The organism is Streptomyces sp. NPDC044984, assembly GCF_040646935.1.
GTDB lineage: Bacteria > Actinomycetota > Actinomycetes > Streptomycetales > Streptomycetaceae > Streptomyces.
This window is the reverse complement of the sequence record NZ_JBEZBE010000029.1, coordinates 1-21,028: the sequence shown is the minus strand read 5'-3', so window position 1 is coordinate 21,028 and position 21,028 is coordinate 1. Positions and strand designations below refer to the sequence as shown.

Below are 21,028 nucleotides of genomic sequence, written 5' to 3'. Positions count from 1 at the left end.
CTGCTCGAGCGCGGCCGAGGGTGGGGGAGGCACCCCGCAAACGCCGGGCTGCGCAACACACCCCCCGGCCCGACCCCCGCACCGTCACGCCCCCGGCGCCTCAGAGCCCGGCCAGCGCCGCCCGCACCGCCTCCAGGTCCCCGTCCGACGCCAGCCCCGCGTGATACAGGCGCAGCTCCGTCGCACCCAGACGGCGGGCTTCGGCGGCGTCGGCCGCGAGGGTGCCGGGGCTGCCGCCCATCCCGGAGACGACGGTGAAGTTGGCGGCCAGGACGGTGTCCGCGCGGGCCTCCCCCGCGAACGGCGTCAGCAGGCCGGCGCCCCCCGTGCAGGGCACGACCACGCCGTCGGCGACGGAGAGGATGTGCGCCGGGTCGACGCCGGCGTTGGCGCCGCAGTGGTAGGACACCGGGTCCGCGTGCAGGAGGACCTGGAAGCCCTCGGGCGCGGCCTCCCGTACGGCCCGGACCGCCGCCTCCTGGAGTGTGCGGGCCGTCGCGTCGCGCCACGCACGCGTGGCGTTCGCCGGTGTCTCGCCGAGGAGCTTCCCGACGCCCGCCCAGCCCCCGTCGGAGGGCGCCCCCCGCCACACCGGTTCCAGCGCGGCGCGTACGGCGGCGGCGAGCTCGTCGGCGTCCAGGCCGTGCGCCCCGTAGCCCTCCCGGCAGGAGGGGCAGAAGCACAGGGACATCAGGTACTGCCCGGCGTCCCCGAGCCCGACCCCGGCGGTCTTGTCGTGGGCGTGCAGATGGGCCAGTCCGTACCAGCCGAGGGACTCCAGCTCGGTGCCGCGCGCTCCGGGCCGTACCGCCGCCTCGGCGGCCAGGTCGGTCAGGTACGCGCGGGTGGCGGGCTGGGCGACGCACGGCGCCCAGGGGTAGCGGTCGCCGTAGGCGTTGACCACCGAGGTGTCCGGATGCTCCACGCCGAGGCGGGAGTTGTGCGCCAGCACCACCCAGGTGTGCACCTCGAGGCCCGCGTCCGCGAGCGCGGCGGCGGCCTCGCCGAAGGCGTCGCCGGGCGCCCAGTCCCCGGCCGGGTACGGGCGCGGGACGCGGCCGGACCAGCGGTCGCCCGCCGGGTAGAGCACGGCCGCGTGTTCCGCGGTGACGACGCGGTGGCGCGGGTGGCGCGGGGTCAGCGCGCGGGTGGAGTGGTAGGCGGAGGCGAGCGTCACCTGCGCCGTGCCGAGCGCGGCGATCCGCGCGGGTGCCTCCGGGTCCCCGTTGACGTCCCAGGGGTAGACGAACGCCGACGCCTTCACTGGCCCTCCTCGAGCAGCGCGTGTCCCCGCTCGATCAGCCGAGCGAGCTGCTTGACATGATCCCCGGCCGGTTCGTGCAGCGGCGGCCGCACCTCCCCCACGTCGAGGCCGCGCAGGCGCACGCCGGCCTTGACGAGGGAGACGGCGTAACCGCTGCCCCGGTCGCGCAGTTCGACGAACGGCCGGTAGAAGCCGTCGATCAGGCGGTGCGCGGTGTCCGTGTCGCCGGTGCGGAAGGCCGTGTGGCAGGCGAGGGCGATCTCGGGAGCGAAGCAGAACACCGCGGACGAGTAGAGGGTGACACCGATGCCTCCGTAGGCGGGCTGGGTCAGTTCGGCGGTCGGCAGCCCGTTGAAGTACAGGAAGTCACCGGGGCCCTCGGCGCGTACGGCGCTGACGATCCGCTGCATCAGGTCGAGGTCGCCGAGGCCGTCCTTGAAGCCGACGATCCCCTCCGTGCGGGCCAGTTCGACGACGCTCCCGGGGGTGAGGACGGCGTTGTCGCGCTGGTAGACGATGACCGGCAGGGAGGTCGCGGCGGCCACCTGCCGGTAGTGCCGCAGCAGTCCCTCCTGCGCGGCCCTGACCAGGTACGGCGGCATCGCGAGCAGCCCGTCCGCTCCGGCGCGCTCGGCGAGGCGGGCGTAGCGGACCGCGAGCGCGGTGCCGTACCCGGCGCCCGCGACCACCGGGACGCGCCCCCCGGCGGCCTCCACGGCCGCCGTCACGCACAGCTCGAACTCCTCCGGCGTCAGCGCGTGGAACTCACCGGTGCCGCAGCAGGCGAACACGGCGGCGGCCCCGGCCTCCACCCCGCGCCGCACATGGAGCCGGTAGGTGTCGAGGTCGACGGAGCCGTCCGGTCCGTAGGCGGTGACCGGGAAGAACAACGGCCCGCCGGGGACACCGAGTCGGGCGGCGAGAGGGGCTGACGTCACAAGCTCTCCCAGGTCCACATTCCTGATTCACGTCCATATCTCTGAACATGTCCACGCTAAGATGCCCCGGGGACCCCGGTCAAGCGCTGCAACCCGCCACACACCAGCGAATTCTTCCGTTCCGCAGGAAGTCGCGGAATACTTGACGCGCCGCGCCCTGCCTCCTTAGCGTGTCCAAGAATATGAACATCGTGCGCCCATGTGTAAGGGTGACGCGGTCGACGAGGCAAGGAGACCCGAGGATGCCCGCTCCCCGCACCGTTCTGCTCACCGGCGCCGCCGGCGGCCTCGGCACGCTGATGCGGGGCCTGCTCCCGGACCACGGTTACGACCTGCGCCTGCTCGACCTGCGCCCGATCGACGGCGAGCCGGACGCGATCGTCGCGGACCTCGCCGACCGGGACGCCGTGCGCGAGGCGGTCCGCGGCGTCGACGCGATCATCCACCTCGCGGGCATCTCCCTGGAAGCCTCGTTCGAGAAGATCCTGAAGGCCAACATCGAGGGCACGTACAACCTGTACGAGGCCGCCCGCGAGGAGGGCGTCGGCCGCATCGTCTTCGCCTCCTCCAATCACGCCGTCGGCTACACCCCGCGCCCGCAGGGCGACGACCCCCTCATCCCGGTCGACACCCCGCGCCGCCCCGACACCTTCTACGGCCTGTCCAAGTGCTTCGGCGAGGACCTCGCCCAGCTCTACTGGGACAAGCACGGCGTCGAGACCGTCTCCGTGCGCATCGGCTCCTGCTTCCCCGAGCCGACCAGCGTGCGGATGCTCTCGGTGTGGATGAGCCCCGCCGACGGCGCCCGTCTCTTCCACGCCGCCCTGACCGCCGAGAACGTCGGCCACACCGTCGTCCACGGCTCCTCCGCCAACACCCGGCTGTGGTGGGACCTCACCTCCGCGCGGGCGCTCGGCTACGACCCGCAGGACGACTCCGAGCCGTACGCCGAGAAGCTGATCGCCGAGCAGGGCGAGCTGGACCCGGACAACCCGGCGCACGCCCGCCTGGGCGGCCACTTCGTCACCGACCCGCCCGTCTGGCCGTACTGACGGCGGAACTCGGGCGGAAAATCGACGCAACCCACGGCGGGCGGGCACCGAACGGGCCCGCCCGCCGCCGTATCCGGGCATCCGCGCTGCCCGCTCCCACCCGTTCCCCCGCGCCCTCCCAGGTCCGAGCCTGGCGCGAGGCGAGCCGAACGGGCACAACCGGGCAGGAACGGGCCCGTAACAGACCTGGTCAGCGCCGGAAGCCCCCTGTACAACTTCCTGCATGGGTCCCACCGGGCCCGAACGGGCAGCGAGATCAGGAAGCGGGAGTCCGGCCATGAGCAACAGGACGGCCGAAGAGCGCCAGCGGGAGATCGTACGGGTGGCGCGCACCACCGGTTCGGTCGACGTCAGCGCGCTCGCCGCCGACCTGGGCGTGGCGAAGGAGACCGTACGGCGGGATCTGCGCGCCCTGGAGGACCACGGTCTGGTGCGCCGCACCCACGGCGGCGCCTATCCCGTGGAGAGCGCCGGCTTCGAGACGACGCTCGCCTTCCGCGCCACCAGCCACGTCCCCGAGAAGCGCAGGGTCGCGGCCGCCGCGGCCGAGCTGCTCGGGGACGCCGAGACGGTCTTCGTCGACGAGGGCTTCACCCCCCAGCTCATCGCCGAGGCCCTGCCCACCGACCGGCCGCTCACCGTGGTCACCGCCTCCCTGCCGGTCGCGGGCGCGCTCGCGGGGACCGGCACCACGTCCGTCCTGCTGCTCGGCGGCCGGGTCCGCTCCGGAACCCTCGCCACCGTCGACCACTGGACGACGAGGATGCTCTCCGGTTTCGTCATCGACCTGGCGTTCATCGGCGCCAACGGGATCTCCCGCGAACACGGACTGACCACGCCCGACCCGGCGGTCAGCGAGGTCAAGGCGCAGGCGGTCCGGGCCTCCCGCCGGGTGGTGTTCGCCGGCGTCCACACCAAGTTCGGGGCGGTCAGCTTCTGCCGGTTCGCCGAGGTCGGCGCGCTGGAGGCGATCGTCACGAGCACCCTGCTCCCGGCGGCCGAGGCCCATCGCTACTCCCTGCTCGGACCGCAGGTCATCCGGGTCTGAACCACATCAGCACACCGTTTCACGTCCCCCTCGGGCCGACCCGCACCACGTCGTGCCCGTTACCTCCCTACACGTCCAGGAGCGATCCATGCGAACCCAGAGCCGACGGAGGCCACCGCGAGCCACACTCGCCGCGGTCGCCGCAGGGACGCTGCTCGCCCCGCTGCTCTCCGGCTGCTGGGTCGGAGCGGGCGGGGCCGGATCCGGCGGTGACTCCATCAACGTCCTGATGGTCAACAACCCGCAGATGGTCGAGCTGCAGAAGCTGACCGCGGACCACTTCACCGAGGACACCGGCATCAAGGTCAACTTCACCGTGCTGCCGGAGAACGACGTCCGCGACAAGATCAGCCAGGACTTCGCCAACCAGGCCGGCCAGTACGACGTGGCCACCCTGTCCAACTACGAGATCCCCATCTACGCCCGCAACGGCTGGCTGCGCGAGATGGACCCGTATGTCGCGAAGGACGGCGCCTACGACGAGCAGGACGTGCTGGGGCCGATGCGCCAGTCCCTCACCGGCGACGACGGCAAGCTCTACGGCCAGCCCTTCTACGGCGAGTCGTCCTTCCTGATGTACCGCAAGGACGTCTTCGAGAAGGAGGGCCTGACCATGCCCGCCGAGCCCACCTGGCGGCAGGTGGCCGGCCTCGCCGCCGAACTCGACGGCGCCGAGCCCGGCATGAAGGGCATCTGCCTGCGGGGACTGCCCGGCTGGGGCGAGGTCATGGCACCGCTGACCACCGTGGTCAACACCTTCGGCGGCACCTGGTTCGACAAGGACTGGAAGGCCCGGCTCGACTCCCCCGAGTGGAAGGAGGCCGTGGAGTTCTACGTCGGCCTGGTGCGCGAGCACGGCGAGTCCGGCGCACCCCAGGCCGGCTTCGCCGAGTGCCTGAACAACATGACCCAGGGCAAGGTCGCCATGTGGTACGACGCCACCTCCGCGGCCGGCTCCCTGGAGGCCGCCGGGTCCCCCGTCAAGGGCAAGGTCGGCTACGCCCCCGCGCCCGTCGAGAAGACCGAGTCCTCCGGCTGGCTCTACACCTGGGCCTGGGGCATCCAGCACGCCTCCCGCAACCCCGACAACGCCTGGAAGTTCGTCTCCTGGGCCTCCAGCAAGGAGTACGAGCAGCTGGTCGGCGACGAGATCGGCTGGTCGAACGTCCCGGCCGGAAAGCGCGCCTCCACCTACGCCAACCCCGCCTACCGCGCGGAGGCCGCCGCCTTCCAGGAGATGACCAAGAAGGCCATCGAGCAGGCCCGGCCCGACGACCCCGGCGTCCAGCCCCGCCCGGCGCCCGGCATCCAGTTCGTCGGCATCCCCGAGTTCACCGACCTCGGCACCAAGGTCTCCCAGGAGATCAGCGCGGCCATCGCCGGACGCCAGTCCGTCGAGTCGGCCCTGAAGAAGTCCCAGCAGCTCGCCGAAGAGATCTCCGAGGAGTACGAGGGCCGATGACCGCCACGACGACGGCCCCCGTGGCCGCACCGGAGACACGCTCCGTCCCCCGCCCACCCTCCGCCCGGCTGCGCGCCTGGGCCACCCGGGCCCCGCTGCTGCCCGCCCTGATCTTCATGATCGCGGTGACCCAGCTGCCCTTCGTGGCGACGCTGGTGATCTCCTTCTTCGACTGGAACTCCCTCTATCCCGACGCCCGGCACTTCGCCGGCTTCGAGAACTACCAGGAGGTCCTCACCGACGCGGCGCTGCGCAAGTCCGTCTGGACGACGATCCTGCTGACCGTCGCGGTGGTGCTCGCCAGCCTGGTCCTCGGACTGCTCCTCGCCCTGCTGCTGGACCGCAAGTTCCGCGGCCGGGGCATCGTCCGCACGCTGCTCATCGCCCCGTTCCTGGTGGTCCCGGTGGCGGCGGCCCTGCTGTGGAAGCACGTCCTCTACAACCCGGAGTACGGCCTCCTCAACGGTCTGCTGCACTACGTCGGCGGCCCCCAGCCCGACTGGATCAGCAACACACCGCTGCTCGCCGTCGAGGCCTCGCTGGTGTGGCAGTGGACCCCGTTCATGATGCTCATCCTGCTCGCCGGACTGCAGAGCCGGGACCAGCAGCAGCTCGAGGCCGCCCGGGTCGACGGCGCGAGCGACTGGCAGATCTTCGTCCATCTGACCCTGCCCCACCTGCGCCGCTACCTCGAACTGGGCGCCCTGCTCGGCTCGATCTACATCGTGCAGAACTTCGACGCGGTCTTCACGATCACGTCCGGCGGTCTGGGCACCGCCAACCTGCCCTACACCGTCTACCAGACCTTCTACCAGGCCCACGAGAACGGCCTCGCCTCGGCGGCCGGCGTCCTGGTCGTCATCGGCTCGATCATCATCGCGACCTTCGCCCTGCGCGTGGTGTCGTCCCTGTTCCGCGAGGAGGTGTCCCGCGCATGAGCAGCATCGCCGTACGCACCCGCGGCCGGTTCCGCAACGGAGCGGGTCTTGGTCTGGTCGCCTGGCTGGCCGGAATCGTGTTCTTCCTGCCCATCGCCTGGATGGCCCTGACGTCCTTCCACTCCGAGGCGGACGCGGCCACCAACCCGCCGTCCTTCACCGCCGCCCTCACCCTCGACGGCTACCGCGAGTTCTTCGGCGCGGGCGGCGGCGCGAGCCCCTGGCCGGCCCTGATCAACTCCACGGTCGCGTCCGTCGCCTCGACGCTCCTGGTCCTGCTGCTGGCCCTCCCCGCGGCCTACGCGCTGTCCATCCGCCCGGTGAAGAAGTGGACGGACGTCCTCTTCTTCTTCCTCTCCACCAAGATGCTGCCCGTCGTGGCCGGCCTGCTGCCGATCTACCTGTTCGCCAAGAACACGGACATGCTCGACAACATCTGGCTGCTGGTCCTCCTCTACACCTCCATGAACCTGCCGATCGCGGTGTGGATGATGCAGTCCTTCCTCGCCGAGGTGCCGGTCGCGATCATCGAGGCCGCGCGGGTGGACGGCGCGAAGCTGCCGACGATCCTGGCCCGGGTGGTCGCGCCCATCGCGCTCCCCGGCATCGCGGCGACCTCCCTCATCTGCTTCATCTTCAGCTGGAACGAGCTGCTGTTCGCCCGGGTCCTGACGGGCGTGGTCGCCGAGACCGCCCCCGTCTTCCTGACCGGCTTCATCACCAGCCAGGGCCTGTTCCTGGCCAAGGTGTGCGCCGCGTCGCTCGTCATCTCCCTGCCGGTGCTCGCCGCGGGGTTCGCCGCCCAGGACAAACTCGTCCAGGGCCTGTCGTTGGGAGCAGTGAAATGAAGGCCGCCGTCATCGAGTCCGTGGGCAAGGCCGTCGTCACCGAGGTCCCCGACCCGACGCCGGGGCCGCGTGACGTCGTCGTCGAGGTCGCGGCCTGCGGTCTGTGCGGCACGGACCTGCACATCCTCCAGGGCGAGTTCGCCCCGAAGCTCCCGATCGTGCCGGGGCACGAGTTCGCCGGCGAGGTGGTCGCCGTCGGCGCCCAGGTCACGGAGGTGGCGGTCGGTGACCAGGTCGCGGTGGACCCCTCCCTCTACTGCTACGAGTGCCGCCAGTGCCGCAACGGCCACAACAACCTCTGCGAACGCTGGGCGGCGATCGGTGTCACCACGGCCGGCGGCGCGGCCCGGTACGCGAAGGCCCCGGTGGCGAACTGCGTCAAGCTCCCCGAGCACGTCCGCACCCAGGACGCGGCCCTGATCGAGCCCCTCTCCTGCGCGGTGCGCGGCTACGACGTGCTCCAGTCCCGCCTCGGCGCCCATGTGCTGATCTACGGCTCCGGGACCATGGGGCTGATGATGCTGGAGCTGGCCAAGCGCACCGGCGCGGCGAGCGTGGACATGGTGGACCTCAACCCGACCCGTCTGGAGACCGCCCGGAAGCTGGGCGTCTCGGCGTCGGCCGCCACCCCGGACGAGCTGGACCGCCCCCAGGGCTGGGACCTCGTCATCGACGCGACCGGCAACGCGGCGGCGATCCAGGACGGCCTGGAGCGGGTGGCCAAGGCCGGCACGTTCCTCCAGTTCGGTGTCGCCGACTATGCGACGCGGGTGCAGATCGACCCGTACCGGATCTACAACCAGGAGATCACCATCACGGGTTCGATGGCCGTGCTGCACAGCTACGAGCGGGCGGCGGAGCTGTTCGCGAACGGCGTGCTGGACCCGGACGTCTTCATCAGCGACCGCGTCCCGCTGGACCGGTACCCGCAGGCGCTGGAGCAGTTCGCGGCAGGGGTGGGGCGGAAGATCGTGGTGGTTCCGTAGGGTTTTCGCCCCCGCCGCCCCTTCCCGTCCCGACCTGGGGCTCCGCCCAGACCTCGCTCTTCAGACGCCGGAGGGGCTGAACGTCAGCCCCTCCGGCGTCTGAGGAGCGGGGGTCCGGGGGCAGCGCCCCCGGGACGGGAACGGGAAGGGGCGGCGGGGGCGAGGAAAACCCACTGGTCCGATCGGGCCGAGGTAAGGGAACGGTAAAACGCCCTCGCTCGTTCACTCAGGCATGACAGCTATGACCCCCGGCTCGAACATCCCTCTCTCCACCGTCCGCGTGACGGTGGACGTCGCCGCCCCCGTGCGGCTCGACGTATCGGGCCTGCTGCTCACCGCCGACGGCAAGGTGCGCTCCGACGACGACTTCATCTTCTACAACCAGCCCGCCGGCCCCGGCGTGACCTACCGGTCCGGCGGCGGCACCGCCCCCGACGCCATCACGGTCGACACCACGGCCGTACCCCCCGGCATCGAGAAGATCGTCGTCACCGCCAGCCCCGACGCCGCCGGCCAGACCTTCCAGGGCATCGAACCGACCGCCACCCTCCGCAACGCGGACGACAACACGGTCCTCGCCACCTTCACGCCCCCGGCCCTCGGCACCGAGACGGCGCTGGTGGTCGTCGAGATCTACCTGCGCAACGGCGCCTGGAAGGCCCGCGCCGTCGGCCAGGGCTACGCCAACGGCCTGGCCGGCATCGCCACCGACTTCGGCGTCACGGTCGAGGAACCCGCCGCCCCCGCCGTCCCCGCCGCCCAGCCGGCACCCCCGCAGGCACCCCCCGTGCCGGCCGCGGCCCCCGCCGCCCAGCCCGCACCCCCGGCCCCGCCCGCCGCCGCCCCCGGCACCGGGAAGATCAACCTGGACAAGGGCCGGGTCAGCCTCCAGAAGAACCAGACCGTCTCCCTGATGAAGGGCGGCCGCCCGCTGCTCTCCCAGGTCAAGATGGGCCTCGGCTGGGAACCGGCCTACCGCGGCAAGGACATCGACCTCGACGCCTCGGTCATCGCCTACGGCCCGCAGCGCAACCACATCGACAGCTGCTACTTCGGCAAGCTGCAGATCGTGAACGGCGCGATCCGGCACTCCGGTGACAACCTCACCGGCGAGGGCGGCGGCGACGACGAGGTGATCACCGTGGACCTCGGACGCCTCCCCCAGGAGGTCTCCGGCCTGGTCTTCACGGTCAACTCCTTCTCCGGCCAGAAGTTCACCGAGGTCGCCAAGGCGTACTGCCGTCTCATGGACGCCACCACCGGCGAGGAACTGGTCCGCTTCGACCTCACCGGCGCCGAACCGCAGACGGGCGTGATGATGGCGAAGCTGATCCGGCAGTACTCCGGCGAGTGGGAGATGACCGCGATGGGCGACTTCGTGAAGTCCCGCACGGTACGGGGGATGGTGAAGCCGGCCGGCCAGGCGCTGTAACCACGCGGGCGAGCCGTCGGGCGCCCCCGCCCAGGGGGCGCCCGGACAGGCCCTACGCCCGCAGCCCCTCCATCAGCAACCCCAGGTAGCGGCGGATCTGCGTGCCCTCCCCGCCCGCCAGCTCCGAGGCCGTCGCCACTCCGTGGGCCAGCCGCAGCACATCGACGGGCTCGACGTCGCGCCGCAGCGCGCCCGCCTCCCGCGCCGCCCCGACCAGCCGGTCCACCGCGCCCTTCAGCGGATCGCAGCACTCCGTGCCGCCGTCCCCGACGGCGGCGCCCAGCAGCGCCCGCAGCCCCCGGATCCGGAGCATCCCGGCGCCGAGTTCGTTCAGCCACTCCACCAGCGCCTCGCCCGGCGGCAGCCGCCCGGCCAGTTCGGCGGCGCGGGCCGCGATCGACTCGATGCGGTCGACGTACGCGGCCTCCAGCAGCGCCTGACGGGTCGGGAAGTGCCGGTAGAGCGTGCCGGAACCGACGCCCGCCCGCTTGGCGATGTCGTCGAGCGAGGCGCCCTCACCGTGCGCGGCGAACGCTTCCACCGCGGCCTGGAGCAGCAGCTCGCGATTGCGGCGGGCGTCCGCGCGCATGGACCTGACCTGCGCCATCACCCACTCCTCACCCCCGGGAACCCTCCCCGTACCCTACCGATGACGGCACGGGAAGGACTCCGTACAAGCACGGCCCTATCGCTTACAGCCAGCCACCTCTGCTCAAGCTGGGCGGGCCGACGTCTACGCTGCGCCGATCACAAGGCCGTTCACCACAAAGAGCCCGGACCTGTTCACCTTGACGCTGTAGAGACGCCTGCTACCGGCCGGCAGGACACTTTTCACCCTGTCCAAAGACACGGATTCGTCGTATCCATGCATTTCACTGCGAGCCGGTTTTACGTGACCAACAACTTGTGCCACCTTTTCCAGTTTTCTCGCCTTGTACCCGATGCGAAGTCGCAGAGTACCAGCCAGACGCACGAGCGCAACGGCACGCGTAACTTCGACGAAGTGTATCGGCCTTCGAGACGAAACGGCGTATCCGTTGATGTAGCGGTCACCACTCTGCTGTCTGTACACAGCCCGAACACGATTAGCGACACCGAATCGCAAAAGTAAGTCGGACATATCCTTTGCCATTTCGAGCGAAACTGTCGCATACTCAACAGAACCATGCAGCGTGCCTCGCTGGTTAATCCGCTCACGCACACAACCGTCAGTGTCGATAAGCCCTGAAAGACATCCGACCCAGAAATCTCGGCCATGCGCATCATGCGGCAACGCCTTCCGCTCACACCGCTGACCCCATACTCCGTAACTACGGAGGCACTCGGTCATTGGATTACGGCGTCCAGCCATGAACGGGAACCGCAAACGCACGATCTTTCCCTGCGGGATCTCCCGTACCTCACACCCGCGCGCGGCGGCAAATCCTTTCATGAACGCGACAGCACCGTCATGCGGGTCACCGTGGAATTCAGGAGTGCACGACGTCATGCCACCATCGCCGAGCATCGCGCCCACGAAGTAGCCTTCGCACTCACTTCCTCCCACCTCGAACTGTGCTGCGGTCAGTGGAAACGGAACCCGATCGCCAGCCGTGAGAGAGGAAGTCTGCTTCCATTCCCACGCCTGACGACCCTTCCTCCGCTGAGTCACCCATCGCTGGTCAGGCCCGGCGACGAGTACACGCCCCGACACGAAGGAAACGCTGTGAGCTTCCCCCACGAGAGCAGGACACCAAACAGATGGAACCGCAGAAATGAGTTCACCGACCGTATGATCCCTCGAACCCTGATTGGCTCCATACCGGACCGGCCTGGTATCCCACTCCTTGTCGTACGAAAGTACAGAAAGGCGATTCCCGACAACTTCTTCGATCTTCCTCGTCGATCCATCAGGAAGCCATACGCGAGACCCTTCTGCCACTCCTGGAAGAAATCGCTCCTCCAGCGTCCCCTCCCGCCAAAGTTCCGCAATCAGTGTGACATGCGAACGCTATGACGAAACGAGAGATACCGATGGGTGATGCCGACCAGGCCACTCGTTCGAGCGACAGGAGCTACCGCTTCTTCTGTCGCTTCCACGGACCCGTGATGGCGAGCATGATGCCGGGTTCCTGGATGTTGGCGTACAGGGTCTTCCCGTCGGGCGAGAAGGTGACGCCGGTGAATTCGCTGAACTCCGGCTCCTCCTCGGTGCCGATGTTGAGTTCGTTGCGGGCGATGGGGTAGGTGCGTCCGCTGTCGGTGGCGCCGAACAGGTGCTGCACGCCCTCGCCGTCCTCGGCGATGATCAGGCCGCCGTACGGCGAGACGGTGATGTTGTCCGGGCCGTCGAAGGAGCCGTCCTTGGCCGGGTCCCGGTTGACGCCGAGCAGGACCTTCAGGGTCAGCGTGCGGCGCCTGGGGTCGTAGAACCAGACCTGCCCGTCGTGCTGGACGGGGCTCTCCTCACGGGCGTACGAGGAGACGATGTACGCCCCGCCGTCGCCCCACCACATGCCCTCCAGCTTGCGGGCGCGGGTGACCTCGCCCTCCCCGAACTGCTCGCGCACGTCGACGGTCCGCGCGTCGCGGTCGGGCACGTCCACCCAGTCGACGCCGTACACCGTGCCGGTCCTCGTGGCGCGGGAGAGGTCGTCGACGTACCGGCCGCCGGAGTCGTAGCACTTGGGCGCCTGGAGGACGCCGGCGTCGTCGGCCAGGGTGCGGAGGGTGCCGGGGCCGTAGCGGAAGCCCTCCGGCGGGGTCCAGCGGTAGAAGAGGCCGTTGGGCTCGTCGGCGTCCTCGGTGAGGTAGGCGTGGCCGCGCTTGGTGTCGATGACGACGGCCTCGTGGTCGTAACGGCCGAAGAACTTCAGCGGCTTGGGGTCGCGGTTGGCGCGCCGGTCGGCGGGGTCGACCTCGAAGACGTAGCCGTGGTCCTTGGTCATGCCGTTCTCGCCGGCCCGGTCGGAGTTCTCCTCGCAGGTGAGCCAGGTGCCCCAGGGGGTGCTGCCGCCGGCGCAGTTGTTGGCGGTGCCGGCGATGCCGACCCACTCGGCGACGCCGCCGTCGGGGCGGACCTCGACGACGGTGCAGCCGCCGGGCGCGGCCGGGTCGTAGACGAGGCCCTCGGTGAGCGGGACGGGGAACTCGACCTCGTCGCGCGGGCCGTCCATCTCGTGGTTGTTGACCAGGAGGGTGCTGCCGCGCGGGCCGGGGAAGGCGGCCGTGCCGTCGTGCTCGGCGGGCGTGAACTCGCCCGACTCCAGCCGGGTCCTGCCGGTGTGGGTGAGGACGCGGTAGGTGAACCCGGCGGGCAGGGCAAGGAGTCCGTCCGGGTCCGCGACGAGCGGCCCGTACCCGACCCCGCCGTGCCGCTCCGCCGCTTCCCCGGCGTCTTCGTCCGCGCTCTCGGTGTCGGCGGTCGCGAGGGCGTGGGGCGCGGAGGCGAGGGCGGCCACACTGCCTGTCAGCGCGACACCGGCGCCGGCGATCGCGGACGTTCTGGCGAAGTCCCTGCGGGTGAGCGACATGCTGTCTCCTGTGACGTGGCTGGGCCGTGGAGGGTGGCGAACCTCGTGCGCCCGCCACGCTCCCGCCCATGCCTGAACGCCGGCTGAACGCCGGAGGTCACGGAGGTTCTCCCTTCCGTGAACCGCACGGGTCCCGCCGCGGAGCTCAGTTCCCGTGCTGCGAGCGCGCCTTGAACGCCGCCTTCCGTGCTTCCTTCGCGATCCTCTTGTCGGGGTGCAGCCGCCCCATGGCCTCCAGCACGTCCGCGGTGGCCGGGTGCTCCACCCGCCAGGCCGTGTCGAAGAAGCCGCTGTGCTGCCGCGCCAGACCCTCCACCAGGGAGCGCAGTTCCTCGGAGTTGCCCTCGGCGGCGAGCTGGGCGGCGACCGTGTCGACGGTCAGCCAGAAGATCAGGGCCTCGGACGGCGGCGGTACGTCGGCCGCCCCGTGCTCGGCCAGCCACACCCGGGCCAGGCCGCCGAGTTCGGGGTCGTCCAGCACCTCCCGCAGCGCGGGCTCCGCCGAGGCGCCGACCAGGGACAGCGCCTGCTGGCACCGCAGCCGCCGCAGCGGCGCGCCTTCGTCCGCTCCCCGTGCCGCCGCCAGCAACTCGCGTGCGGAGGCGAGCGGTTCGCGCCGGGCCAGCCACTGCTCGGTCTCCGCGTGGGCGGCGGCCGGCGGGAAGACGGCCGTGCCGTCGAGCAGCGCGTCCGCGCCCTTGTCCACGAGGTCGCCCACCGCGGGCGCCTCGAACCCGGCCTCCAGCAGCCGGGCGCGCAGCCCGTACAGCCCGAGCGGGGTCAGCCGGACCATGCCGTACCGGGAGACGTCGGTGTCGTCGACCGGCGCGGCGGCGGGCTCCTCGTCGGTGTCGGCCATCAGCGCCTCGTCCACCGGCCGGTACTCCACCAGCCCGACCGGCTCCAGCATCCGGAACTGGTCGTCCAGCCGCATCATCGCGTCGGACACCTGTTCCAGGACGTCGTTGGTGGGCTCGGCCATGTCATCGGGCACGATCACCGACGCGGCCAGCCCGGGCAACGGCACCATCGCGCCCTCGACGCCCTCCCCGCCCACGGTCAGCAGGTAGAGGTTGCCGAGCACCCCGTCCAGGAACTCCGCCTCGGCCTCCGGGTTCCAGTCCAGCGCGTCGAGATCGAGCTCTCCGGACCCCTCCCCCTCGGCGATGGCGTCGACCAGTCCGCCCAGGTCCGGAACGCTCGCGTCACCGAGCACCGTCTCCAGGGCCGTGAGCCACACCCCGAGCACGTCCTGCGGCGAACCGCCGGTGAGCAGCGCCAGTGCGGCCCCCGCGGCGACGGTCCCCTCCTCCTCGTCGGCCACCTCGACGAGCCCGGCGTCCACGGCGACGCGCCAGGCCTCACCGGCGTCGGCCGCGGCGTCCTCCCCGGTCAGCCCCAGCTCGGCGGCGGCCGCCGGCACCTGTTCGTCGACGAGCCCGCCGCCGGCGTCGACCCTGGTGTCCGGCCCGGCCCAGCGGGCGAGCCTGGCGGCCCGGGAGAGCACCGGGGTGGACAGGGCGTCGCGCGCCAGCTCCGCTTCGGGACGCAGCCGCGCGGGCGGCAGGATGGAGCTGTCTGACATCGGCTTTTTCTCCTAGGCCCGTTAACGACTCAGCCGCTCAGCCTAGACGGATTTCCACCCATGCCGCCCGCTTCATCTCCCCTTCAGCCGCCGGACATGGCCGAAACCTTGACAAGTGACCCGGCCTGGCTGGAGATTGACGCGCGTAGAAATGGGCGGGTCACACGTTCCCGGAGGGAATCCCTTGCCGAGCAAGTCGTCCGCGCGCCTCGCCGCGCTCACCGTCGCCGCCGTGTGTTCCGCGGCATCCACCGTCGTCCTCACGTCGCCCGCGCACGCCGACACCGTGCGCATCCACGACGTCCAGGGCGACACCCGTACCTCGCCGCTGGCGGGCGAGCAGGTCACCGACGTGACCGGCGTCGTCACCGGCGTCCGCACCTACGGCTCGTCCCGCGGCTTCTGGATCCAGGACCCCGCCCCGGACGCCGATCCGGCCACCAGCGAGGGCGTCTTCGTCTTCACCGGCTCCACCCCGAAGGGTGTGGCGGTCGGCGACGCCGTCACCGTCTCCGGCACGGTCTCGGAGTACGTCCCCGGCGGCACGTCCTCGGGCAACCAGTCCCTGACGCAGATCACCCGCCCCACGTTCACGGTCACCTCCAGCGGCAACCCGCTCCCGGCCGCCACCACCGTCGACGCCCGCTCCGTCCCCGCCGCCTACACCCCCGCGGGCGACCCCGCCGCAGGCGGCTCGATCAACGCGCTCCCCCTGCGCCCCGCCCGGTACGCCCTGGACTTCTACGAGTCCCTGGAGGGCATGAACGTCCAGGTCTCCGACGCCCGTGTGGTGGGCGCCACCGACCCGTACACCGAGCTCTGGGTCACGGTGAAGCCCCACGAGCACCGCAACCACCGGGGCGGCACGGTCTACGGCTCCTACGACGCCCAGAACACCGGCCGTCTCCAGATCCAGTCGCTGGGCAAGGCGTCCGACTTCCCCGACGCGAACGTCGGCGACACCCTCACCGGCACCACCGAGGGCCCCCTGGACTACAACCAGTACGGCGGCTACACCCTTGTGGCCGGCAAGCTGGGCACGCTCGAGAGCGCGGATCTCCAGCGCGAGACGACCCGCGCGCAGCGCGGCACCGAACTGGCCGTCGCCACCTACAACGTCGAGAACCTCGACCCCTCCGACGACACCTTCGCCGCCCACGCCGCCGCGATCGTGGACAACCTCAAGTCGCCCGACATCGTGTCCCTGGAGGAGATCCAGGACAACAACGGCGCCACCGACGACGGCACGGTCGCCGCCGATCTGACGATGACCAGGCTGATCGAGGCCATCGAGGCGGCGGGCGGCCCCCGCTACGACTGGCGCTCCGTCGACCCCGCCGACAAGCAGGACGGCGGCGAACCGGGCGGCAACATCCGCCAGGCCTTCCTCTTCAACCCCGCCCGGGTCTCGTTCACCGACCGCGCGGGCGGCGACGCCACCACGGCCACCGACGTCACGAAGGTCCGCGGCAAGGCGGCCCTGACCCTCTCCCCGGGCCGGATCGACCCGGCCTCCGAGGCCTTCGACAACAGCCGCAAGCCCCTCGCCGGCGAGTTCGCCTTCCGGGGCCGCACGGTCATCGTCATAGCCAACCACTTCGCGTCGAAGGGCGGCGACCAGGGCCTGACCGCCCAGTACCAGCCCCCGTCCCGCAGCTCGGAGACCCAGCGCCACCTCCAGGCGAAGGCGGTCCACGACTTCACCGCGAAGATCCTCGAGACCCAGAAGAACGCCGACGTGGTGGCCCTGGGCGACATCAACGACTTCGAGTTCTCACGGACCACCGAGCTCCTCGAAGGCCGGGGCACCCTCTGGTCGGCGATCAAGTCCCTCCCCCGGAGCGAGCGCTACTCGTACGTCTACCAGGGCAACAGCCAGGCCCTGGACCAGATCCTGATCAGCCCGTCGATCCGCCGCGGCACCTTCGCGTACGACAGCGTGCACATCAACGCGGAGTTCCACGACCAGATCAGCGACCACGACCCGCAGGTGCTCCGCTTCCGGCCGTAGCACACGCGTGGCCGCCCACGACGGTGAGGGGACGGCACCCCGTCCCCTCACCGCCCCGCCCACCGGTCGGGGGCGCCGCGCGCCCCTCGGCCGAACGCCGCGCCGCGGGCAGCGCCGCCTCAACAACGATGGCGCCGCACCATCACCGCACCCACGGCGACCGCGACCACCGCACCGCCGATCACCACCGGCTTGCGGTACCGCATGCCGGCCTGCCCGGCGTGCGCCGCACTGCTCCGCATCTGCACGGTCATCGCCCCGGCCCGGTCCCGGAGATCCTCCGCCCGCGCCCGCGCCCTCCCCTTGATGTCCATCTTCCCGGCCAGCTCCTCGACGGTGTCGCCGAGTTCGTGCCGGGTCCGCTCGATCTGCCGCCGCAGCTCGTCCGGCCCCTTGGCCCCCCGCCCCGTCGCCGCGGCCTCCGCTTTCGCGTCCACATGGGTCCCCGGCCGGGCCCCCGCGCGCCTCACCTCGTGCGTCATCGGTGCGCCCTTCCCTTGATCTCCTCGACATCGGCCTTCACGCTGCCCATGGTCCGCTCGGGTTTGGGCGGCGTGGCCCGGCGCAACTGCCCGCGACCGGCGAGAGCGAGCACACCGGCGATGGCGAACAGCAGCCCCGTGACGATGAGCGCCGCCGCCCACAGCGGCAGCACCAGGTCCAGCGCGGCGACACCCGTGCCGGCCAGCGCGAGCAGCCCCGCGTAGCCGAAGGCTCCCGCCGCACCCAGCATCCCGCCGCCGCGCCCCGCACGGCGCCCCTTCTCCGCCAGTTCCTCCTTGGCGAGGGCCACTTCCTGCCGTGCGAGCCGGGAGATCTGCTCGGTGGCCTGCCCGACGAGTTCACCCACGCTGTGCTCGTCACGAACCGGCCGTCGCTCCATGGTTCCGGTCACGATGCGCCTCCTCTCGGGTCGGGACCCCGAGTACCCCCACCGCCCCGGCGCTATCCATAAAGCAACGCTTACCCATACCCGACACCACGTTTAAGTGGACCTTCACAAACGACCGGTGGACACTACCCCCATGACCTCCAGGACCCCGCCCCTCGGCCGCACCCTGTGCGCGATGATCACCCCGTTCACCCCCACCGGCGCACTCGACCCGGACGGCGCCCAGCACCTGGCCGACCACCTGGTCGCCCACGGCTGCGACGGCCTGGTCCTCTCCGGCACCACGGGCGAGTCCCCCACCACCACCGACGCGGAGAAGTCGGCCCTCATCAGGGCGGTGCGCCAAGCCGTCGGCACCCGGGCGACGATCGTCGCGGGGGTCGGCACCCCCGACACCCTCCACACCGCACGACTGGCCCGCGAGGCGGAGCAGGCCGGCGCGGACGCCCTCCTGGTGCCGGCCCCGTACTACAGCAGGCCCCCGCAGGACGCGATCGAGGCCCACTTCCTCGACGTCGCGAAGGCCACGGCCCTCCCCCTCGTCCTGTACGACATCCCGTCCCGCACCGGCGTCCGCATCGAACCGGACACCCTCCTCCGTCTGGCGGAGCACCCCCGCGTCCAGGCGGTCAAGGACTGCTCCTACGACTTCCTGGCCGCCCAGAAGGTCATGTCCCGCACCGGCCTCGCGTACTACGCGGGCTGCGACGAACACAACCTGGCCCTCTACGCCGTCGGCGGCGCCGGCTGTGTCAGCACGGTCGCCAACGTCGTCCCCGGGCATCCACGCGCCGTGCTGGACGCCTTCGACGCCGGCGAGACGGCCCGCGCGGCGCGCCTCCAGCAGCGGATGACCCCCCTCATCGAGGCCGTGCTGGCGAACGGCCTCCCCGGCACGGTCACCGCGAAGGCCCTCCTCACCGCCCTGGGCCTCCCCGCGGGCCCGCCCCGCCCACCGCTGAGGCCCGCCGACCGGGAGACGGCCGACGGGCTCAGAGCGGTGTACGACGGTCTGACGGCCGCCTGACTCACCTCACCGCCGTGCGAACACCGGCTCCCACCGCCCCTTCGTGTCGTCCTTCGGCGACCGGAACCCGCTCAGCGGAACCGTCCTGTCGCTGCCCACGGTGACCAGCACCAGCCGCTGGTGGAACTCGTCGCCGTCGGCACCGATGTCCCAGGCGACGAGCGAGTCGTCGTCGGCCCAGGCCAGCAGCTGCTGCCCGCGGATCTCGGCGACCTGCTCCCCGGTGCGGGGATCGAGGATCCAGGAGGACGTCTTCCGTGACTTCCCCGCGAAGTCACCGGCGAGCCTGCGCCCGTCCGGCGACAGGCCGGCGTCGACGTGCCAGACCCGGTGCGCCTCGCGGGGCGGGGGCGCGACGGCGTCGCCGTCGAGGTCGAAGTAGTCCAGGGGGATCTCCACGGAGATCCGCCCCGCCCAGACGAAGCGGCCGTCGGCGCTGAAGGCGAAGTCCTGGCGGGAGTTGATGAGGCCCGCCGGGCTCATCGGGTCGTCGTTGGTCCCGACCTCGGTCCAGGACCCCGTCCCCGAGGCCACGTCGATGACCTGGAACCCGTTCCGGGACGAGATCTCCCGCATCTGCCATCCGCCGACCGTCCCGTCGGGGTTCTCGGTCCGGTACTGCACATCGGGATTCTCGCCGTACGTCGTCGCCACGAGCTTGCGGCCGTCCGGGGAGAAGGCCAGGCCCGCGACCTCGTGCTCGACCGGGATCCACCGCTCGACCTCGCCGCTGGCGAGGTCGAGCAGCCCGATGCGCCCGGCGGGCAGCTCCCGCTCCAGCACGGCCGCGGTCCGCAGCCCGGGGGCCACGGCGACGAACGACCACCGGTCGTCCTTCTCGTACTTCCCGGTCCCCGGGTCGAGCAGCCAGTAGGTGCGCTCGGAGGTCCTGCGGTCCTCGGCCAGGCGCACCTTCTCGGTGGTGAAGTACGCGGCCATCGCCACCTCCCCGGCGGCCAGCAGGTCCCGCGGCGGCGACTGACCGGCCCGGGCGGTGATCCCGCCCTGCTCCACCCCGCCGCCCGAGGGCCGCGCCCCCTCCCCGCCGGAGTACAGCGCGGGCACTCCCACCGAGACCGCGATCACGGCCGCCGTCGCGGCGGCCACGGCGGCGAGCCCGCGCACGCGGCGCCGCCGCCGTGCCGCCAGCACCCGATCGGCGAACCCCGGTCCGGGCGCCGTCAGTTCCGCCGCCTGTTCACGCAACGCGTCACGCACGAGTTCGTCGACGTTCACGACCGCACCTCCACGGGCGAGTAGTCACCGGACGGCCGTCCCCCGGCCCCGGACGGGCCGAGGGAGCGCAGTTCGGGCGCGAGGGCGCGCAGCCGGGCCAGGGAACGGTGGGTGGTGGACCGTACGGTGCCCACCGAGCAGCCGAGGATGCGGGCCACCTCGGCCTCGGGCAGGTCCTCGAAGTAGCGCAGCACCAGCACGGCCCGCTGGCGCGCGGTCAGCCGGGCCAGCGCGCCCCGCATCAGCAGACGCAGCTCCGCGTCGGCCGAGGCGGCGTTCCCGTCCGCGCCGGGTTCCGGCGGCTCGGCCACGCTGAGTTCCCGCCCGCGCCGTTTCAGCCGCCACCGGCTGATCTGCTGCCGGTAGAGGACCTGCCGTACGTACGCCTCGGGTTCGTCGACGCGGTGCCAGCGGCCCGCCGCCTTGATCAGCGCGTTCTGCAGCAGGTCCTCGCCCGCGTGCCGGTCGCCGCCGCTCAGCAGGACCGCGGTCTTCAGCAGCGCGGGCGACCGGTTCGCCACGAACTCCCGGAAACTCTCCTGCGCCTGGGCATCCATCGTCACCTTCTCTTCCCCCGGGGGCGGGCCCTGTGTCCGCTCCCCGCTCCCCTAGGGACGCGCGCGGGTGCCTCCCGCTATGCCACCGCACAGCGGAAACACAAAAAAGAGGCGGTCCGGACCGCGGCACGTTCTCACGCGCCGCGGTCCCCGATCGCACACAGGGCAGGGCCGGCGGGTCCGCAGTCTGCCAGGACCCCGGTAGTACGCCAGAATCGGTCGAGCCCCCCGACACCGGCG

At 71.5% G+C, this 21,028-nt stretch carries 19 protein-coding genes; 9 read left to right on the top strand and 10 right to left on the bottom strand.

Annotated elements, in window-relative coordinates; genetic code table 11:
* Nucleotides 1-100 precede the first annotated feature (100 nt).
* On the bottom strand, nucleotides 101-1,264 hold the full coding sequence (locus tag AB0A94_RS27795) for a hypothetical protein (RefSeq protein ID WP_361748627.1): 1,164 nt from the start codon (nucleotides 1,262-1,264) through the stop codon (nucleotides 101-103).
* A complete protein-coding gene (locus AB0A94_RS27790; RefSeq protein WP_361748626.1) occupies nucleotides 1,261-2,202 on the bottom strand; it encodes a 5-dehydro-4-deoxyglucarate dehydratase in 942 nt (313 codons plus the stop codon). The genes AB0A94_RS27795 and AB0A94_RS27790 overlap by 4 nt, the downstream gene beginning before the upstream one ends.
* Before the next feature lie 242 nt (nucleotides 2,203-2,444).
* Here AB0A94_RS27790 and AB0A94_RS27785 point away from each other — a divergent pair, with 242 nt between their 5' ends.
* The 7 genes from AB0A94_RS27785 to AB0A94_RS27755 all read left to right on the top strand — a co-directional run bounded on the left by AB0A94_RS27785 (nucleotide 2,445) and on the right by AB0A94_RS27755 (nucleotide 9,968).
* The gene (locus AB0A94_RS27785; protein ID WP_361748625.1) at nucleotides 2,445-3,254 is read left to right on the top strand and encodes an NAD(P)-dependent oxidoreductase; all 810 of its coding nucleotides are present in this window, start codon (nucleotides 2,445-2,447) and stop codon (nucleotides 3,252-3,254) included.
* A gap of 277 nt (nucleotides 3,255-3,531) precedes the next feature.
* A complete protein-coding gene (locus AB0A94_RS27780; protein ID WP_361748624.1) occupies nucleotides 3,532-4,302 on the top strand; it encodes a DeoR/GlpR family DNA-binding transcription regulator in 771 nt (256 codons plus the stop codon).
* An 88-nt stretch (nucleotides 4,303-4,390) separates the two neighbouring features.
* A complete protein-coding gene (locus tag AB0A94_RS27775; RefSeq protein ID WP_361748623.1) occupies nucleotides 4,391-5,764 on the top strand; it encodes a sugar ABC transporter substrate-binding protein in 1,374 nt (457 codons plus the stop codon).
* Nucleotides 5,761-6,702 (top strand): sugar ABC transporter permease, encoded by a 942-nt coding sequence (locus AB0A94_RS27770; protein ID WP_361748622.1) that lies wholly within the window; start codon nucleotides 5,761-5,763, stop codon nucleotides 6,700-6,702. Before AB0A94_RS27775 ends, AB0A94_RS27770 begins: the two co-directional genes overlap by 4 nt.
* Nucleotides 6,699-7,550: a carbohydrate ABC transporter permease gene (locus AB0A94_RS27765; RefSeq protein ID WP_361748621.1), complete on the top strand. Its 852-nt coding sequence runs from the start codon at nucleotides 6,699-6,701 to the stop codon at nucleotides 7,548-7,550. Before AB0A94_RS27770 ends, AB0A94_RS27765 begins: the two co-directional genes overlap by 4 nt.
* The gene (locus AB0A94_RS27760) at nucleotides 7,547-8,536 is read left to right on the top strand and encodes a zinc-dependent alcohol dehydrogenase family protein (RefSeq protein WP_361748620.1); all 990 of its coding nucleotides are present in this window, start codon (nucleotides 7,547-7,549) and stop codon (nucleotides 8,534-8,536) included. Before AB0A94_RS27765 ends, AB0A94_RS27760 begins: the two co-directional genes overlap by 4 nt.
* 241 nt (nucleotides 8,537-8,777) lie before the next feature.
* Nucleotides 8,778-9,968: a TerD family protein gene (locus AB0A94_RS27755; protein ID WP_361748715.1), complete on the top strand. Its 1,191-nt coding sequence runs from the start codon at nucleotides 8,778-8,780 to the stop codon at nucleotides 9,966-9,968.
* A gap of 52 nt (nucleotides 9,969-10,020) precedes the next feature.
* Here AB0A94_RS27755 and AB0A94_RS27750 read toward each other — a convergent pair whose 3' ends face one another.
* From AB0A94_RS27750 to AB0A94_RS27735, 4 genes are all read right to left on the bottom strand, one after another.
* Complete coding sequence (locus AB0A94_RS27750) at nucleotides 10,021-10,575, bottom strand: helix-turn-helix domain-containing protein (protein ID WP_361748619.1); 555 nt, start codon at nucleotides 10,573-10,575, stop codon at nucleotides 10,021-10,023.
* Nucleotides 10,576-10,701: 126 nt separating this feature from the next.
* Nucleotides 10,702-11,475 carry an LAGLIDADG family homing endonuclease gene (locus AB0A94_RS27745; protein WP_361748714.1) on the bottom strand — a complete coding sequence of 258 codons (774 nt, stop codon included), beginning with the start codon at nucleotides 11,473-11,475 and terminating at the stop codon, nucleotides 10,702-10,704.
* Nucleotides 11,476-12,022: 547 nt separating this feature from the next.
* Complete coding sequence (locus tag AB0A94_RS27740; protein ID WP_361748618.1) at nucleotides 12,023-13,480, bottom strand: alkaline phosphatase PhoX; 1,458 nt, start codon at nucleotides 13,478-13,480, stop codon at nucleotides 12,023-12,025.
* Between the two features lie 145 nt (nucleotides 13,481-13,625).
* Nucleotides 13,626-15,065 (bottom strand): hypothetical protein, encoded by a 1,440-nt coding sequence (locus tag AB0A94_RS27735; RefSeq protein WP_361748617.1) that lies wholly within the window; start codon nucleotides 15,063-15,065, stop codon nucleotides 13,626-13,628.
* Nucleotides 15,066-15,249: 184 nt separating this feature from the next.
* Between AB0A94_RS27735 and AB0A94_RS27730 the strand changes: the two genes are divergently transcribed.
* On the top strand, nucleotides 15,250-17,076 hold the full coding sequence (locus tag AB0A94_RS27730) for an endonuclease/exonuclease/phosphatase family protein (protein WP_361748616.1): 1,827 nt from the start codon (nucleotides 15,250-15,252) through the stop codon (nucleotides 17,074-17,076).
* A gap of 119 nt (nucleotides 17,077-17,195) precedes the next feature.
* Here AB0A94_RS27730 and AB0A94_RS27725 read toward each other — a convergent pair whose 3' ends face one another.
* Both AB0A94_RS27725 and AB0A94_RS27720 read right to left on the bottom strand, forming a co-directional pair.
* On the bottom strand, nucleotides 17,196-17,558 hold the full coding sequence (locus tag AB0A94_RS27725; protein WP_361748615.1) for a DUF3618 domain-containing protein: 363 nt from the start codon (nucleotides 17,556-17,558) through the stop codon (nucleotides 17,196-17,198).
* The gene (locus AB0A94_RS27720; protein ID WP_217136232.1) at nucleotides 17,555-17,971 is read right to left on the bottom strand and encodes a phage holin family protein; all 417 of its coding nucleotides are present in this window, start codon (nucleotides 17,969-17,971) and stop codon (nucleotides 17,555-17,557) included. Before AB0A94_RS27720 ends, AB0A94_RS27725 begins: the two co-directional genes overlap by 4 nt.
* Before the next feature lie 130 nt (nucleotides 17,972-18,101).
* Here AB0A94_RS27720 and dapA point away from each other — a divergent pair, with 130 nt between their 5' ends.
* Entirely contained in the window at nucleotides 18,102-18,995 is an 894-nt protein-coding gene (dapA, locus tag AB0A94_RS27715; RefSeq protein WP_361748614.1) for a 4-hydroxy-tetrahydrodipicolinate synthase, read from the top strand.
* Between the two features lie 6 nt (nucleotides 18,996-19,001).
* Here dapA and AB0A94_RS27710 read toward each other — a convergent pair whose 3' ends face one another.
* On the bottom strand, nucleotides 19,002-20,231 hold the full coding sequence (locus AB0A94_RS27710) for a WD40 repeat domain-containing protein (protein ID WP_361748613.1): 1,230 nt from the start codon (nucleotides 20,229-20,231) through the stop codon (nucleotides 19,002-19,004).
* Complete coding sequence (locus AB0A94_RS27705) at nucleotides 20,228-20,788, bottom strand: SigE family RNA polymerase sigma factor (RefSeq protein ID WP_361748713.1); 561 nt, start codon at nucleotides 20,786-20,788, stop codon at nucleotides 20,228-20,230. The genes AB0A94_RS27710 and AB0A94_RS27705 overlap by 4 nt, the downstream gene beginning before the upstream one ends.
* Nucleotides 20,789-21,028: the final 240 nt, after the last annotated feature.